Raw genomic sequence first — 16,716 nt, 5'->3', positions numbered from 1 at the left:
TAAGCAGATCTTATTTCTTTGGTGCCGCTTGAGCTGATTTCATTGCTTCTTCAGTCAAAGTTTTCAGTTTGCCTGTTAACTGTGGACCAAAGCATGCTTGAAGATCTTTATTCTGCTTCTGTACAAAAGCTAAAGTGCCTGGGCTTTTCTTCTGGTTAATAGTGCTTTGAATTTCCCATTTTTGTGCATTGGTTAATTTGCCATCTGCTTCAATAGCACAACCACAATATTTGCTGACTTCAGCAGATGTCAATTTTTTGCTTTTGCCAGTTTCATTTTTACAAACATTGATCAATGCAGATTTTACATTGGTGCTTTTATAAGCTTGTTGTAATTTGTCATCAGCCGCTTGAGCCGTAGTTGCGAACATAGCAGCAGCTGAAACAATTGCTGAAAGCACGATGCTTGATTTTAAATTCTTCATAAACTCTACCTTGTTATTACGGTATATAACGTGTCGGGTCTTCAACACCTGCGTCCGCAAAACCCTGTTTACGTAAACGACAACTGTCGCATTTGCCACAGGCACGTCCTTGGTCATCTGCTTGATAGCATGACACCGTTTGACTGTAGTCTACGCCATGTTCAATACCTAAGCGAATGATATTTGCTTTGGATAAATGTAACAAAGGTGTTTCAAATTTGAGCGCCTGACCCTCTACGCCAACCTTGGTCGCAAGGCGTGCCATGTTGGCAAATGCGTCAATAAATTCCGGACGGCAATCCGGATAACCGGAGTAATCAACCGCATTAATTCCGATCACAATCGCTTCAGCTTCGAATACTTCTGCCGCGGCCAGAGCGTAAGACAGGAAGATAGTATTACGTGCTGGAACATAGGTAATTGGAATGCCAGCCTGTTCATGGTCAGGTACCTCAATACTATGATCGGTAAGGGCTGAACCACCCAGATTACCCAGATCAATATTGATCACTCGATGTTCCACACCCGCACGTTGTGTTAAAGCTTTTGCTGCATCCAGCTCGGTCGTTGAACGCTGACCATATCGAAAACTGAGTGCGATACATTCATAGCGTGCCTGCGCCCAAGCCAGACATGTTGTTGAGTCTAATCCGCCAGATAACAGGACAATGGCACGAGGGCGCATAAGCTGATTCTCCAAAAAAATACTTTACAAAAAATTAACGACCAGTTTCATCATTCCATAACAACTTATGTAGCTGTAACTGGAAACGAACAGGGAGATGGTCTTCTAAAATCCACTGAGCCAAATCACGTGCCAGTGGTGGTAAACGAACCGCACCTTTTTCAACCGCAAATGCAGGCGAAAACCAAACTGTACTCACTTTGTCTTGAAGTTGGTACAGCTCTAACTGCTGCTTTGACCATTCATAGTCTTCACGATTGCATATCACAAACTTGATTTGATCATGTGCAGTTAAATGAGCGAGATTAAAAAGCAAATTTCGTGCAACTTCACCTGAAGTTGGCGTTTTTAAATCTAAAACTTTGGAAACACGTGAATCCACTTTGGACACATCTAAAGCCCCACTGGTTTCAAGTGAAACCTGACATCCTAAATCTGCCAGTCGCTGCATCAGGGGTAGGGCATTGGGCTGCGCCAGTGGTTCACCGCCGGTCACACAGACATAAGGGGTTTTAAAATCAAGCGTGGTCTGGATAATATCGTCCAGAGACTGACGCTCACCGCCTTCAAAGGAATAGGTGGTATCACAATAGCTACAACGCAATGGGCAACCGGTTAAACGGATAAATACTGTTGGCAGTCCTGCAGCATTGGCTTCACCTTGCAATGAATAGAAAATCTCCGTAATGCGTAAACCCGCAGACGGATCAGAGACAGGAATTGCAGAAGATCGAAGCGTATTCATAACAAAACTAACCAATGAGAAATAAATAACCGGGTATAAAAATAAAAATCCCTACGATTATTACTAATCGTAGAGACGAGGAGCGGTTGAAGCTCCGAGGAACACGAATGTATCCTCTAAGTTAAGACATCTTAGTCTTCGCGTAATAGATCGTTCAGGCTTGTTTTAGAACGAGTTTGTGCATCAACTTTTTTCACGATGATGGCAGCATACAAGCTGTAAGTACCACACTTAGAAGGGAGGCTACCAGCAACAACGACTGAACCTGCTGGTACGCGACCATAATGAATTTCGCCAGTGGCACGGTCATAAATCTTGGTCGATTGACCAATGAATACACCCATTGAAATTACAGAACCTTCTTCAACGATTACGCCTTCAACGATTTCAGAACGTGCACCGATAAAGCAGTTATCTTCAATAATGGTTGGATTCGCTTGAAGCGGTTCAAGCACACCACCAATACCTACACCACCTGACAAGTGAACATTTTTACCGATTTGCGCACATGAACCTACAGTTGCCCAAGTATCAACCATCGTGCCTTCATCTACATAAGCACCGATGTTGACATAAGAAGGCATCAAGATTACGCCTTTGGCCTGAAAAGAACCTTTACGTGCGACAGCAGGTGGTACGACACGTACACCAGCAGCCTTGAATTGTTCTTCAGTCCAACCAGAGAATTTCGTCTCTACTTTGTCATAGAAACGAAGATCACAAGCTTCCATTGGTTTGTTGTCGTTTAATTTAAATGATAACAATACCGCTTTTTTAATCCATTGATGAACAACCCATTCACCATCGATTTTTTCAGCAACACGTAAAGTACCATTGTCTAGACCAGCAATTACTTCCTCAACTGCTTGACGGATTTCAGCAGAGCAATCTGCAGCTGTAAAATTCGCACGGTCTTCAAACGCTTGTTCAATGATTGTTGAAAGCTGCGACATGATCTTCCTTCCAGAAAAAAATTTTCTAGATTTTACACTATATTGCAGGAAAAATAGTTGAAAGCACTAAAAATAGATGAAAAATAACCAGAAGTGTAGAAAACGTGAAATTATTAAAGTGATAAGTGTACTTTTTCATTATGTTGAAATGTAGGAGAAGTGTTAGAAAACACTTGGTTCTCAACAAGAAAAATTAATTTGTATCAAAAAATAACAAAAGATGAGCAAAATGTGAATAAAAAATATTTTTTAAGTCCTTTATATTGAGCCTATCACGAATAACTAATGATCAAAATAAGTTCTTTTGAGGAGAGAAATAATGAAATCTTTACATAATATTTTAGCAGTATCAGTCTTAGCTCTAGCAGCGGGTTCTGCGATGGCTGCTGATGAAACAATCGTAACAGATGAAGGCGTTGCTGAATTCTCTTTCTTTAAACCAGCTTCTGTTCGTGCTGAAGTCGGTACTACCGGTTATGGTGGTGCAATTTCCTGGAGTGCTAACCCATATGTAGGCGTCACTTTAGGTTATAACGGCGGTGATATTTCCTGGTCGGATGATTTATCAATCAATGGTTCTGATTATGACCTGGATATGGACAATAACCTGACTTACCTAAATGCTGAAATCCGTCCTTGGGCAAACTGGTTCTATATGGCGGCTGGTGTAGCTTATGTAGATAATCAATATGATATCGATCGTCGAGTTCGTTCGGGTGAAACCTTCTCCGTAAATGATGTTGAATTCAAGGCAGTAGGAGATGCACGTATTAGTGGTGACCTATCTTATAAAAATAATATTGCACCCTACCTAGGTATTGGTTTCTCTCCAGCGATTACTAATCGTTGGGGTGTGTTTGGTGAAATTGGTGCTTACTACAATGGAAATCCAACAGTTAACTTAACTTCAAGTGGAGTTGCTACTCCTACAAATCCTGGAGTTATTGCTGACTTTAACCAACAAGTTCAGTTGGAAGAAGATGATATTCGTAACGACAATGAGTACGAATGGCTACCAGTCGCTAAACTTGGTGTAAGCTTCCGCTTCTAAGATTTAACCTCATAAAAAAACGGGCTTCGGCTCGTTTTTTTGTTTTTTTAGAACAATTTTAAAAGTGGTAACCCAGTTTCAAACCTGCGATCCAGGCACTATTGTCAGAAACAGCGGATAAACCCGCTATTTGAGGAGTAAGCGAATCAGATATTGCAACCTCAGGTTTCTGAAATTTTAAATAATAGAGTCCTGTAGCAATATCCCAGGTCTCTTGGATCTTATAAAGATGGCCTAGTCCGATGCCCCAATATCCATCACTCGGATTTAATGTTGAAGCCGGATTTCCTGTACCGGAATCCCATAAAAGTTCGATAGAATTTATGCCAAAAGATGGCCATTGATGGGCAAGTCCAATTTTGCCAGACCATTGATCCTCACGATAATCAATCATTCTAAAAGGTTTTACTTCAGGGAACTGTAAGGCCGCATAGTCAATTACAGCGCCAAATTTAGGTGGCTGGATCACGAAATTTTGCCAGTTCGACCAACGCAGCGTGCCATAGAGCGCATTTTGATCAGTTAAAGCTGTCTGAAAATCCAAGTTCACAGACTGTGGAGTTTGAATTTCTGTATAAGGTGCTGGATTTGTACCTACAATAATTGATTCAGTGGTTTTATTGTGATGAGTAATTGCAGAACGATAGGTCAGTGCGGTTCTAAAAAAATATTCAGGAATCTGATAACTGATTCCTGCAAGCCAGCCCCAAGCGGGATCTCGTTCAAATGTGGCTCGATAACCATTGAATATATAAAATGTCTGCCCGGCTAAATATAAATTTCCCTCTAAGCTTTGATAACTTAGCCCTGTATAAAAATTCCAGTCAGCGTCTGGTTGAAAGCCAATTAATGAGGTCAAATTATGGCTCTCAAACTGAATGGTAGCAGCCTCAATGGGAAGTGCCGCACCTGCAAAAACAGGATCATAATGATAAGCGATATCTATAGAATAAGGCTGATCGTAAATCAGTCCCCACGACACTTGAGGATGCAACTGGAATTTTAATGCGACATTGGAGATCAATTGGTTATGGGCAAGATTTCCTGTTGAAAAATCGGTAATGCCTAATTGTTGCAGCTCTTCGGTATGTTGTACCTGACCGCTGGTATCAGGGCGAATCCAGGCCAATGAAACTTCAGCATAATGATTTTTTTCAAAAAACGATTGGATGCTTTGGTTAGATTGTTCAAACGCTGCTGCATAACCTGACCCGGAGAAAAACAAGCCCACGGAGAAAAGAGCAAATTTATTATTGATCATCTTGGTATAATTCAATTTATTATGCATGTGATTATGCTTGATATTTATATTCTTTATCTACTCAAAAAATAAAAAAGAGGCCAATGAGCCTCTTGAGTTTAAAGCCTGAATTTAGTTCAGTCGTCTGGATAGGCGACTTTTTTAAGTGCTTTAATATTGGCATCTGGCGAGCATAGGGAAATAAACTCGTAGCCATAGCCACGCAGTAAATGTCCTTTACGTACCGCAATCCAGGTGGTATTGACACCAAAAATGTCGGTTTTAATTTGCTTTAAACGATAATCGCGCTCAGGGTTATAAGCGACATCGTTGACGATACCCACGCCCATGTTCATTTCGACATAGGTTTTAATCACATCGGCATCAAGTGCGGACATCACAATATCCACATCAAAACCAGCTTCTTCAAAGGCGGTATCAATCTTGGAACGACCGGTAAAACCACCATGATAGGTAATAATCGGGTAGTGAGCCAGATCTTCAATCCGGATGTTTTCCTTACTCGCCAGCGGATGATTTTGCGGCGTAATAATACTGTGTTGCCAGTTATAATAAGGCACGCTGGCCAGATTGTCTTCAGTCGTCAGGGCTTCAGTCGCAATACCGATATCGGCTTGGCCTTCCAGCAGCATTTCCGTAATTTCCATCGGGCTGGCCTGTTGCAAAATCAAATGTACTTTAGGGAATTCTTTTTTGAATTGGCTGACAATTGGTGGTAACACATAACGCGCCTGGGTATGTGTGGTGGCAATGGTCAATGTGCCTTCATCGACTTTATTGAAATCATCGGCCAGACGTTTGATATTGTCGGCATCGACCAGCATGCGTTCCACAATGCCTAAAAGTGCCTGACCCGGTTCGGTTAAGCCCAGTAGACGTTTACCTTTGCGGATAAATAGCTGCACCCCCAGTTCATCTTCCAGATCTTTAATATGCTTACTGACCCCGGACTGCGAAGTATAAAGCGCAGCGGAAGCTTCAGTTAAATTAAAGTTTTGTCTAACCGTTTCTCGTATAATTCTTAATTGTTGGAAATTCATAATTCTTTTACCCTAGAAGAGGATGGGGCATTTTAAAGCCCCATCTTTTGATCTTAAGCGACCTGGTTTTCAAATAAATGCAAGTTCACCGCACTTAACCAAACAGTTTGATTTGGGCGGAATTGGTGCGCTCTCGCTTCATCAGGCGTCAGTAAAATTTCAATCAGATTGCCTTGACGGTCATTTAGCTCTGCAACGACTTTACCCGCGATCCATAATTCACGAATGAAGGTCGCCTGAATGGCATTGTCGTGTGGCTGTGCATGGATGCGTAGTTCATCTGGACGTGCGAATAAAATCACTTCACCTTGAGCGGCATTTTTTGCACCCTCGAATTGAATACGGTCTTCACCGAGCTGGATGATGCCTGCATTGTTTTGACCTTCAAAACGGTTCGCCTGACCCAAAAAGTCGAATACAAATGGAGTTTTCGGGGTTTCATAGACCTCACGCGGTGAACCGATCTGCTCTACATTGCCTTTGTTCATTACTACGATCTGATCTGCAACTTCAAGTGCTTCTTCTTGGTCATGCGTCACGAAAATAGAGGTGATGTGTAATTCATCATGGAGGGTACGTAACCAGCGACGCAGTTCTTTACGGACTTTGGCATCCAGTGCACCGAAAGGTTCATCTAGTAATAATACACGTGGTTCAACGGCCAGAGCACGTGCAAGGGCAATACGCTGACGCTGACCCCCAGAAAGTTGAGCTGGATATCGGTCAGCCAGGAAACCGAGCTGAACCAAGTCGAGTAAACGTGTCACACGTTTTTTAATTTCCGCTTCGGATGGACGGGTTTTACGTGGACGCACACGCAGGCCAAAGGCGATGTTGTCAAATACCGTCATATGACGGAACAGGGCATAGTGCTGGAATACAAAACCGACTTCACGCTCACGCACATGAACATTGGTGGCATCCTGACCTTCTAAAATCACTTGGCCACCATCCGCAGATTCCAGGCCGGCAATAATCCGTAGCAAAGTGGTTTTGCCACAACCAGATGGGCCAAGAAGCGCGACCAGTTGACCATCTGGAAAATCCAGCGAAATGTTTTTTAGTGCGTGGAATGCACCAAAGTGTTTTTCAATATTTTGTACTTGAATACTCATGTGGGCATTCCTTAAGAAACTGTTGAATCTTCATTACGTTTGTCTTGTTTTTCCTGGCGCAGTTCCACCCATGTTTTTAAAATCAGGGTTACAATTGCGAGGAGAGCCAGGAGTGATGACACGGCAAACGCAGCACTAAAGGTATATTCGTTATATAGAATTTCGACGTGTAGCGGCAAGGTGTTGGTTTCACCACGGATATGGCCGGAAACCACCGACACCGCACCAAATTCACCCATGGCCCGCGCATTACACAGAATCACGCCATAGATCAGACCCCATTTGATATTGGGCAGGGTCACTTTCCAGAAAGTCTGCCAGCCAGATGCACCGAGTACAATCGCAGCTTCTTCTTCTTCGGTTCCTTGTGCTTCCATTAACGGAATTAGCTCACGCGCAACAAAAGGTACCGTAATAAAGATAGTCGCTAGGACAATCGCAGGCACTGCATAAAGGATCTTGATATCGTGATCCATCAGCCAAGAACCCATCCAGCCTTGGGTACCGAAAATCAGCACCAGCATCATACCCGCGATCACAGGTGAAACCGAGAAAGGGAGATCAATAATGGTGGTCAGGAATGATTTCCCCGGAAAGTTGAACTTCGCTACAGACCAGGCTGCCGCAACACCAAATACGACGTTGAGCGGTACTGCGATTGCAGCCGTCAGCAAGGTAAGTTTTACTGCCGACAGAGTATCCGGATGCACCAGCGCTTGGGTATAAACGCCAACCCCTTGTTTAAAGGCTTCAACAAAAACCAGAATCAAGGGCAGAATCAGGCAGCTTAAAAAGAAGATTAAGGCAATAGTGAGCAGCGTATAACGTACCCAAGTTGGCTCACGGGTTGCATCACGGGATTGCAACTTTTCAGCCAGCGCATTGCTGTTGGTATTTAAACTCATCGCGCAGTTCTCCCGGTACGACGGCTAGCCCATGCCTGTAATAAGTTAATCAGGAATAGCATCACGAAGGAAATCAGTAGCATGACGACAGCAATCGTGGTTGCACCGGCATAGTCATATTCTTCTAGGCGAGAAATAATCATTAAGGGTGCAATTTCCGTTTCAAAAGGCTGGTTACCAGCAATAAAGATCACTGAACCATATTCACCGACACCACGGGCAAAGGCTAAAGCGAAGCCAGTGATCAGCGCAGGCAGCAGAATTGGGAAAATCACTTTGGTCACAATCTGAAAACGGTTGGCACCCAATGCAGATGCAGCTTCTTCCAGTTCGGTTTCCAGATCGCTAAGGACTGGCTGAACCGTACGCACTACAAAAGGCAGACCAATAAAGATCAATGCCAGTGTAATACCAATCGGGGTATAAGCGACTTGAATGCCAATCGGTTCTAAATATTGACCAATCCAGCCGGTCGGTGCATATAAAGAGGTCAGGGCAATACCCGCAACCGCAGTGGGTAAGGCAAAAGGCAAATCTACCAGGGCATCGACAATACGTTTGCCCGGAAAGCTGTAACGTACCAGACACCACGCCAGTAACAGGCCAAACACTACATTGACCAGTGCAGCGACAATGGCCGCGGTGAAACTTAACTGCAATGATTTCAAGATACGTTCAGAGCTCAGGATTTCCCATAAGCCATCCCAGCCAATGCCCAGTGATTTAATAAAAACAGCTGACAGCGGGATCAAAACGATTAATGACAAATACGCTAGGGTAAAGCCTAGAGAAAGACCAAATCCTGGCAGCACTCGGGATCGCTGCGACATGATTACTCCTCAGAAGAGAGAAAGCTGATTGAAGTCAATCAGCTAAAATAAAAAAACAATTTGGGCACAAGCATAATTTGCAGCGACTAAAATGCAAATTTAAAATAACACTTGCTCTCATCAACTTTGCTGATATGGGGCATAGTGTTTTCTGAAATCAAATAGTGTTCAATTTCAGGAAAAGGGCCAAAACCAGAAGCGACATTGACATGACCGACTGCACCCAGATTAATTGGTTTGATTTTCCAGGTTTGGGCCAGTATGTGGGCATCTTCAAAACTTAACCAGGGATCATTTTCACTGATCAATAACGTGGTGGGCACCTGAAGCTTGAGCTGTTGAAAATAGGTGCTGTAGTCAGTCTGACTGTCGCGCGAAAAACCATTTTCCCCAAATCGTGCCGGATTAGCTGGTGCCACCAATAGCAGATTTTTTACTTTTGCATTGAGTTCGGGATGTCGGGCAAGGGCCGCAATACTGGTCAGACAGCCAAAGCTGTGTGCGACAATCTGAACCTCTGCTGGAATGGCTTGCAGAGTTTTGACAAATTCTGCTACCCAGATATCCAGTACCGGATGATTCCAGTCCTTTTGCTGCACACGGGAGCATCGCATCAGCCGGTGCTGTAAGCAGGTTTGCCAGTGGTTGTATTCACTGCCACCTACACCAGGAACGATAAGCGTATGAATCATGTCGATGCTCCTATATCAATCAGCTTGGAAAATTATTTCGCGCTGTTGGCTTTAACGATCTGGTCAAATACACCACCATTTTCAAAGTGAGCCTTTTGTACTTTGTTCCAGCCGCCAAATTCCTGATCAACCGTCACCAGTTTTAATGGCTTAAATACTTGGCTGTATTTGGCCAGTACTTTGGCATTACGTGGACGATAATAATGTTTACCTGCCAGGTCTTGACCCAATGGCGAATACAGGAAGTTCAAATAACCTTGAGCCAAGTGCTGGTTGCCTTTTTTCTTGGCATTTTTTTCTACAATCGCCACCGGTGGCTCAGCCAGAATCGACAGAGAAGGGGTAATAATTTCAAACTTGCCCGGCTGTTCGCGAAGGGCTAAATGCGCTTCGTTTTCCCATGCGAGTAAAACATCCCCAATGCCACGTTCAGCAAAGGTCGTGGTTGAACCACGTGCCCCGGAATCCAGAACTTTGGTATTTTTATAAATTTTACGAACAAATTCTTGCGCAGTCTTATCGTTGCCGCCCGCCTGATGTTTGGCCCAAGCCCAAGCCGCCAGATAATTCCAGCGTGCACCGCCTGAAGTTTTCGGGTTTGGGGTAATGATCGCTACGCCCGGTTTGACCAGATCACCCCAGTCCTTAATCTCTTTCGGATTGCCTTTACGCACCAGGAACACGATGGTTGAAGTATAAGGCGTCGAGTTTTGCGGCAATTTCTTCTGCCAGTCCGCAGGTAACAGTTTAGCTTTTTCTGCCAGCACATCAATATCGGCAGCCAATGCTAACGTTACGATATCTGCATCCAGACCATCAATCACGGCACGTGCCTGTTTGCCTGAACCGCCATGCGATTGCTTGAAATTGATTTTTTGACCGGTACGGCTTTCCCAATATTTGCCAAAATTCTTATTTACATCTTCATACAGTTCACGGGTCGGATCATAGGATACATTGAGAAAATCACGTGCTGCTGCACCAAATGAGGTTGCCGAGATAACAGCTGCTAAAACCCCAAGTTTTAATGTGTTTGAAATGCTCATCTGGACTGAATCTCTGATATGTTCTGTAACATAAGCGCAGAATAAACTTATTCTTTATGCATAAAAAATAATTAAAAATGAATTTTATATGAAAAAAAGAGATAAATAAGCTCTTAAGTGTTTGAAATAAGAATGGCCTTATGAATAAAGGCCATAATGAACTGCATTTAAAGTATTATTTTGCGTGATTGGTTTTGACAATCTGATCAAACACACCACCATTGTCAAAATGCTGTTTCTGAACCTTGGTCCAGCCACCAAATTCTTTATCAATGGTGACCAGTTTTAAGGACTTGAATACGGTACTGTATTGCTTTAATACATTCGCATTACGTGGACGGTAAAAGTTTTTCGCCGCCACAGTCTGTCCAGCAGGTGAATAGAGGTAATTTAAATAGGCTTTGGCCAGATGTTCATTACCATCTTTCTTGGCATTTTTTTCTACGATTGCCACGGGTGGTTCAGCCAGAATAGACAGAGAAGGAGTAATGATTTCAAATTTTCCCGGCTGTTCGCGGACGGCCAAATGTGCTTCATTTTCCCAAGCCAGTAATACATCCCCAATCCCGCGTTCAGCGAAAGTCGTGGTAGCACCACGTGCACCCGAATCCAGTACTTTGGTTTGTTTGTAGATTTGACGGACAAAGTCTTGTGCTTTGGCATCATTGCCACCTTTCTGGTGTTTGGCCCACGCCCAGGCAGCCAGATAATTCCAGCGTGCACCACCTGAAGTTTTTGGGTTCGGGGTAATAATGTCTACGCCTGGTTTAACCAGGTCTCCCCAGTCTTTGATTCCTTTTGGATTGCCTTTACGTACAAGAAAAACGATGGTTGAAGTATAGGGTGTCGAATTCTGCGGGAATTTCTTTTGCCAGTCTTTAGGCAGCAAACCACGTTCTGCAATTTCATCAATATCTGCTGCCAGTGCCAGTGTTACAACATCGGCACCCAGTCCGTCAATCACGGCACGTGCCTGTTTGCCTGAACCGCCATGTGACTGTTTATAGTTAATATCCTGACCGGTGGTTTTTTTCCAGTATGCGCTGAATTCCTTATTGAAATTGTCATATAATTCACGAGTCGGGTCATATGAAACGTTTAGGAAATCTTTTGCAGAGACACTAAAAGCGCTTGCTGATACCAGTGCTGCCAATACCCCAATTTTTAATTTACGAATGCTCATTTTTTCCTCAAGTTTTTTAGCTTTTGTTAGATGAGGCAAGAATAGCTTGAGTTTTTTTGCATAAAAAATAATTAAAAAAGAATTGGATGTGAGTAAAAAAGATATATAGGTGAAGCCTGAATCTGACTGCTCAATTTTTCATTTTAGAGGCTGCAAAATATGCTGTATTTAAAAAATGCCCAACAGGTCAGCCAGATAGATGTGCTGGATCGTGGCTTTCATTATGGTGATGGCTGTTTTACCACGGCCCGGATTCGGCATAACCGGATTGAATTATATGATCGTCATCTGGCACGTTTGCACATTAGCAATCAGAAATTAAGCCTGAATGCCAATCTTGATCTGATTGCAGAAAGCTTACAGATTTTACGTGCATCAGAACATGAACTGAATGGCACATTGAAAATCGTGCTGAGTCGTGGAATTGGTCAGCGCGGTTATAGCTTGCCGGATCATCCTGCAGATCTCTGGCTATTTTATTATCCTCAAACCGTACAGGATTTTAAGTTTGAACAGATTCAAAGTGGCGTATTGCAGCAGGCAGTGGGATTGACTATGCCCAGTCTGGTTGGACTGAAAACCCTGAACCGCCTGGAGCAGGTTTTACTGAAACAGGAAGCAGATCAACGCGGCTGGCCTGAGGCAATAGTGACAGATGTACAAGGTGGCATTGTCGAAGGGGTGAGCAGTAATTGTTTCATTCTTATAAAGAATACATGGATTACGCCAGAACTCCGTTATAATGGCGTCTTCGGTGTCATGCGTGCAGAAATTCTACAACGTATGCAAGATCAGGGTATTGTCTATGAGCAACGATATATCGGTATGGATGAAATTTCCCATATTCGGAGTCTGTTTTTCTGCAATGCACTCAGCCCGATGAAAATTGTCACACAATTTGAGCAGCGCGCCTTGGATGGCAATGCTTGTATTGAACTTTTTAACCGTCTTCGATTAAACCAGATGTCTTAATATGTCAGCTTCCAAACCTAAAGCCAAAAAGAAAAATAAAGCGAGATTCTCCTCATCTTTCAAAGGAATTGCCTTGGTCCTGATGGGGATTGTTTTGATCTTGGCGTTGATCCTGAAAAGCAGTTTGTGGAAGGATTATCCTGTAGAAGGAAAAAAACAGCTGCTCGCGATCGAATCTGGTCAAACCTATTCCGGTTTTATTGATCGTCTGGCCACAGAAGATCAGGTGAGTTTCCCGATCATTCTCAAGCTGTATCAGCGCATCATGATTCATGACACCATGAAAGCGGGCGTGTATGAAGTACGCCAAGGCATGAGCATCCGTCAGGTCTTGGAGATGATTTCCGATGCAGACAATGCCCAGATGAGCCGGATTCTGGTAATTGAAGGCACGACCTTTAAGCAACTGATTGATGCCCTGAAGAAAAATGATTTAGTCACCAAAGAAGTACTGCATCTGCCTACTGAGCAATTACTCAAAGAATTGAATATTCCGTTTTCACATCCTGAAGGGCTGTTTGCACCGGATACTTATTTCTTTGCCAAAGGTGAAACTGACCGTAAAATTCTGACCAATCTGTATCAGCGCCAGATGAAAGCACTGGATGAGGCGTGGGCGAAGCGTGCAACTGATCTGCCGTATCAGAATAAATATGACGCGCTGATCATGGCCTCAATCATTGAAAAAGAGACCAGTGTGGATCGTGAATTGGAACAGGTTTCTGGGGTATTTGTACGCCGTTTAAAAATTGGCATGCGTTTACAGACCGATCCAACAGTGATTTATGGCATGGGTGACAGCTATAACGGCAATATTACTCGCAAGGATTTACGCACACCGACGCCGTATAACACCTATACCATTTCAGGTTTGCCGCCAACACCGATTGCCTTGCCAAGCAAGAAAGCCATTGAAGCAGCCATGCATCCGGATAATTCTGACAACCTGTATTTTGTCGCTACCGGTAATGGTGGGCATAAATTCACGAGCAATCTGAATGACCACAATAAAGCCGTACAGGAATATCTGACGATTTTACGCTCGAAAAATAAGGAATGAGTATGTTTATTAGCTTTGAAGGCACAGAAGGTGTAGGTAAAACCACGCTCATTCGTTCGATCTATGAAGATTTTATCGCACAGGGCAAAGATGTTATTTTGACTCGTGAACCCGGTGGAACCCCGATGGCTGAGCAGATTCGCTCGCTGTTGCTGGCTGTGAACCATGAAGAAGCCATGGCGCATGATACCGAGCTGTTATTGATGTATGCGGCGCGTGCCCAGCATCTGGCACAAGTGATTCTGCCCGCATTAGAAGCTGGGAAAATTGTCTTATGTGACCGTTTTAGCGATGCCTTATATTCCTTTTTCTCTAATGTAAATGTAATAAGTAGGCTATAATATGCATGTTTTTTAAAAGATTTTTATTTAATAGCTTGTTTTAATGTAAACATGTAAGATTTTTTAGAAGTTTGTTTGTTAGTGGAAACCTTTGTAACTGTATTTATAACCAGAATTTAGCTATTTATCTTCTATAAATGTAAACACAATTTAAACTTAATTAGCTTCAGGAAGTGTTGTAAGTCTTTTTTCAACTGGATTTTGAGTTTATGGCTTTTAACTCAAAATACAAAAGTTCTAAATTTAATGCTCAATTTCTTGTATTAAAAAACAACTTTCAAAAATTATGTATAGATTGCAACGGCATAAATTTGCATGATCGTAATATCCCCACTGTAATTTCATACGATCTTCCAAAAATGTGAATTTTCAATGTTTAATTTTTCATAGATAGAAGCAATTTCATCATTTAGTAATATGAAAGTATGGAAATATGCTTTATTTAGAGAGAAATGTTTTTTTATGCCTTGGCGACATGAAAAAAGAACGAGCTGATCAGTGTATGTTTGATGAAAACTTTAATCCAGTAACATTAGATGAATTTAGGTTGAAGTAAGCTTATCATCGTCATAGGTTCTAAGTATCCAAAAATATACTGATCCAAATTCAAGCTAGAAATATCAGCTTTAATGGAGAGTGAGGGAGTTTAGGAAAAATTTCTTTCTTTGCTTAGAGGTTGCTCGCTGGGAAATTCTTGAATAACCCTTGCAGCTTTAATTTCATCTAAAATGAAAGATACAGATAGAGCCTCTATCTTATGATTTTGGAAAAAATCCTTATCCATGATCCGAGTTAATATAGTAACTGTTATAAATGTTTATTTTTATTAAATTTTTATTAGAAATCATCTGTTGTGTATTTTAATAATCTTATCTATTGTTTTTATTTTTAGGTTGCAATAATCAATCTGATAATCAATTTCTTCTCTATATTTTTTTATTGAATAGCAAAATTCTGGGTAAGATAAAGTTAACTCATTAATGAATTCAGCCTGTTTTATCAAAAAAATTAACTCTTTTTTAGTTTGTTCTTTTGAATATTTAAAGGATTTCTTGATTCATTCTCGATCAACTGCTTTCTCAATTCTTTTAATTTTTGAGTTTCACTAGGCTTTGTTGCACAAAGATTTGAAATGCAAAGCGCCCCTAATTGAGCCAAATTTAAGGCGTAACTTGGGTAAGTGGTCGACCTAATTCCGTAAATCTGTTGAGGACTGCTACACGTGCATGAATTTCATTCACCTGACTAGGAAAGCTTCTTGCCATTAATTTATCGCCTAATAATTTGATGCAATGCATCTTGGTTTCCACCAAACTGCGGCGATGATAGCCTGACCATTTTTTCCATAATGTCCTGCCTAAACGTTTAACTGTTCGAAGTAATTCATTTCGCTCTAGCGAGCTACTCTTTGTATCTTTCCATGGTTTCGCATTTTTTCTAGGTGGAATCACCGCATGTGCTTGCCGATCTGCAATGACCTGACGGCATTGCTTGGTGTCATAAGCTCCATCGGTATAAACAGAGTCAATCTGCTCATCTTGTGGAATCTGATTAAGTAAATCACCAAGCACCTGTGAATCACTGACATTATTGGTTGTGAGCTGAATAGCGCGTATTTGTAGGGTTTTGGCATCTATACCAATATGTAGTTTACGCCATTGGCGACGATATTCAGCTCCATGTTTCTTGCGTTTCCATTCGCCCTCACCTAGAAACTTCATGCCTGTAGAGTCTACGAGTAGATGCAGCCCATCGCTACTTTTTTGGTAGCTGATTGCAATATCAATATGCTTTTGTCTTCTACAAAGCGTACTGTAATCTGGTGCGGTCCAATTTAATCCGCAAAGTTTAATCAGACTTTGCACAAAGCCAGTGACCATACGTAAAGATAGACGGAATAAGGATTTAATCATTAAGCAGCATTGGATGGCTGCGTCGGAGTAGGTTTGATTTCGCCCTTGTTTGCCTTTTGATGGCGCATACCATTGCGTAGCAGGATCAAACCAAATGGCAATATTTCCGCGACTCATGAGTGCTCGGTTATATGCGGGCCAATTGGTTGTGCGGTAGATTTTCTGTGTAGGCTTATTCATTTGGAAATTATATCGCTGAAAAAGCCTTTACAGATAGGTTTGTGCAACAAAGCCGGTGTTGTTCAAATTTCCTGATCCACCTCTGTTTTGTGTGGTAACTCAACTGATGGCTGTAGTCCTTCTGTTTTTCAAGTCCATTTCTTATCCGCGATTCGGGTTATTTAGCTTATTGAAAGGTCAATACAATTTAGTAACGAGTAGAGCACGTAGTATTCATGGATTCCTTAGCGGAATATATGCTTCGTTATGTGCATATCAATTAACCCATCGGAAGGAATAAGCCAATAATTCAAATTATGGAATCATCGGCTTAAGCAGGA

16 protein-coding genes and 2 pseudogenes are annotated in these 16,716 nt (G+C 42.2%); 5 read left to right on the top strand and 13 right to left on the bottom strand.

Features of this window, described 5'->3' with window-relative positions:
* Positions 1 to 10 precede the first annotated feature (10 nt).
* The 4 genes from HGD77_RS10560 to dapD form a co-directional block, all read right to left on the bottom strand.
* A complete protein-coding gene (locus HGD77_RS10560; protein WP_004645640.1) occupies positions 11 to 424 on the bottom strand; it encodes a hypothetical protein in 414 nt (137 codons plus the stop codon).
* 16 nt (positions 425 to 440) lie between these two features.
* Entirely contained in the window at positions 441 to 1,109 is a 669-nt protein-coding gene (gene queC / locus HGD77_RS10555) for a 7-cyano-7-deazaguanine synthase QueC (protein WP_005097579.1), read from the bottom strand.
* A gap of 34 nt (positions 1,110 to 1,143) precedes the next feature.
* Positions 1,144 to 1,854 (bottom strand): 7-carboxy-7-deazaguanine synthase QueE, encoded by a 711-nt coding sequence (gene queE / locus HGD77_RS10550; protein WP_168730824.1) that lies wholly within the window; start codon positions 1,852 to 1,854, stop codon positions 1,144 to 1,146.
* Positions 1,855 to 1,985: 131 nt separating this feature from the next.
* Positions 1,986 to 2,807, bottom strand: coding sequence for a 2,3,4,5-tetrahydropyridine-2,6-dicarboxylate N-succinyltransferase (gene dapD / locus HGD77_RS10545; protein ID WP_004645637.1), 822 nt, complete (start codon positions 2,805 to 2,807; stop codon positions 1,986 to 1,988).
* A 319-nt stretch (positions 2,808 to 3,126) separates the two neighbouring features.
* On the opposite strand from dapD, the gene carO reads away from it, so the two are divergent.
* On the top strand, positions 3,127 to 3,858 hold the full coding sequence (gene carO, locus HGD77_RS10540) for an ornithine uptake porin CarO (RefSeq protein WP_168730823.1): 732 nt from the start codon (positions 3,127 to 3,129) through the stop codon (positions 3,856 to 3,858).
* A gap of 58 nt (positions 3,859 to 3,916) precedes the next feature.
* On the opposite strand, the gene HGD77_RS10535 is transcribed toward carO, so the two are convergent.
* The 8 genes from HGD77_RS10535 to HGD77_RS10500 form a co-directional block, all read right to left on the bottom strand.
* On the bottom strand, positions 3,917 to 5,146 hold the full coding sequence (locus HGD77_RS10535; RefSeq protein WP_168730822.1) for an OmpP1/FadL family transporter: 1,230 nt from the start codon (positions 5,144 to 5,146) through the stop codon (positions 3,917 to 3,919).
* A gap of 89 nt (positions 5,147 to 5,235) precedes the next feature.
* A complete protein-coding gene (locus HGD77_RS10530; RefSeq protein WP_168730821.1) occupies positions 5,236 to 6,159 on the bottom strand; it encodes a CysB family HTH-type transcriptional regulator in 924 nt (307 codons plus the stop codon).
* Between the two features lie 53 nt (positions 6,160 to 6,212).
* The gene (locus HGD77_RS10525) at positions 6,213 to 7,274 is read right to left on the bottom strand and encodes a sulfate/molybdate ABC transporter ATP-binding protein (RefSeq protein ID WP_004645633.1); all 1,062 of its coding nucleotides are present in this window, start codon (positions 7,272 to 7,274) and stop codon (positions 6,213 to 6,215) included.
* Between the two features lie 11 nt (positions 7,275 to 7,285).
* Positions 7,286 to 8,179 (bottom strand): sulfate ABC transporter permease subunit CysW, encoded by an 894-nt coding sequence (gene cysW / locus HGD77_RS10520; RefSeq protein ID WP_004279077.1) that lies wholly within the window; start codon positions 8,177 to 8,179, stop codon positions 7,286 to 7,288.
* The gene (gene cysT / locus HGD77_RS10515; protein ID WP_004279076.1) at positions 8,176 to 9,009 is read right to left on the bottom strand and encodes a sulfate ABC transporter permease subunit CysT; all 834 of its coding nucleotides are present in this window, start codon (positions 9,007 to 9,009) and stop codon (positions 8,176 to 8,178) included. The genes cysW and cysT overlap by 4 nt, the downstream gene beginning before the upstream one ends.
* 86 nt (positions 9,010 to 9,095) lie before the next feature.
* On the bottom strand, positions 9,096 to 9,701 hold the full coding sequence (locus tag HGD77_RS10510; protein WP_004731675.1) for an RBBP9/YdeN family alpha/beta hydrolase: 606 nt from the start codon (positions 9,699 to 9,701) through the stop codon (positions 9,096 to 9,098).
* Between the two features lie 32 nt (positions 9,702 to 9,733).
* Positions 9,734 to 10,747 (bottom strand): sulfate ABC transporter substrate-binding protein, encoded by a 1,014-nt coding sequence (locus tag HGD77_RS10505; protein ID WP_004731673.1) that lies wholly within the window; start codon positions 10,745 to 10,747, stop codon positions 9,734 to 9,736.
* A 175-nt stretch (positions 10,748 to 10,922) separates the two neighbouring features.
* Positions 10,923 to 11,930, bottom strand: a complete 1,008-nt coding sequence (locus HGD77_RS10500) for a sulfate ABC transporter substrate-binding protein (RefSeq protein ID WP_004279073.1) — start codon at positions 11,928 to 11,930, stop codon at positions 10,923 to 10,925.
* 159 nt (positions 11,931 to 12,089) lie between these two features.
* On the opposite strand from HGD77_RS10500, the gene pabC reads away from it, so the two are divergent.
* From pabC to tmk, 3 genes and pseudogenes are all read left to right on the top strand, one after another.
* Complete coding sequence (pabC, locus tag HGD77_RS10495; RefSeq protein WP_004279072.1) at positions 12,090 to 12,902, top strand: aminodeoxychorismate lyase; 813 nt, start codon at positions 12,090 to 12,092, stop codon at positions 12,900 to 12,902.
* A gap of 1 nt (position 12,903) precedes the next feature.
* Complete coding sequence (gene mltG / locus HGD77_RS10490; RefSeq protein WP_004279071.1) at positions 12,904 to 13,962, top strand: endolytic transglycosylase MltG; 1,059 nt, start codon at positions 12,904 to 12,906, stop codon at positions 13,960 to 13,962.
* Between the two features lie 2 nt (positions 13,963 to 13,964).
* Positions 13,965 to 14,270 (top strand): annotated as a pseudogene (gene tmk / locus HGD77_RS10485) (dTMP kinase); the annotation flags it as partial.
* Positions 14,271 to 15,463: 1,193 nt separating this feature from the next.
* Here tmk and HGD77_RS10480 read toward each other — a convergent pair.
* Positions 15,464 to 16,396 (bottom strand): IS5-like element IS17 family transposase, encoded by a 933-nt coding sequence (locus HGD77_RS10480; protein ID WP_081408502.1) that lies wholly within the window; start codon positions 16,394 to 16,396, stop codon positions 15,464 to 15,466.
* Between the two features lie 157 nt (positions 16,397 to 16,553).
* Here HGD77_RS10480 and HGD77_RS10475 point away from each other — a divergent pair.
* Positions 16,554 to 16,710, top strand: a pseudogene (locus tag HGD77_RS10475) (IS982 family transposase); the annotation flags it as partial.
* Positions 16,711 to 16,716 lie beyond the last annotated feature (6 nt).

It is taken from the genome of Acinetobacter sp. NEB149 (assembly GCF_012516415.1).
GTDB classification, from domain to species: Bacteria; Pseudomonadota; Gammaproteobacteria; order Pseudomonadales; family Moraxellaceae; genus Acinetobacter; species Acinetobacter lwoffii_V.
This window is presented reverse-complemented; position numbering and strand designations above follow the sequence as displayed.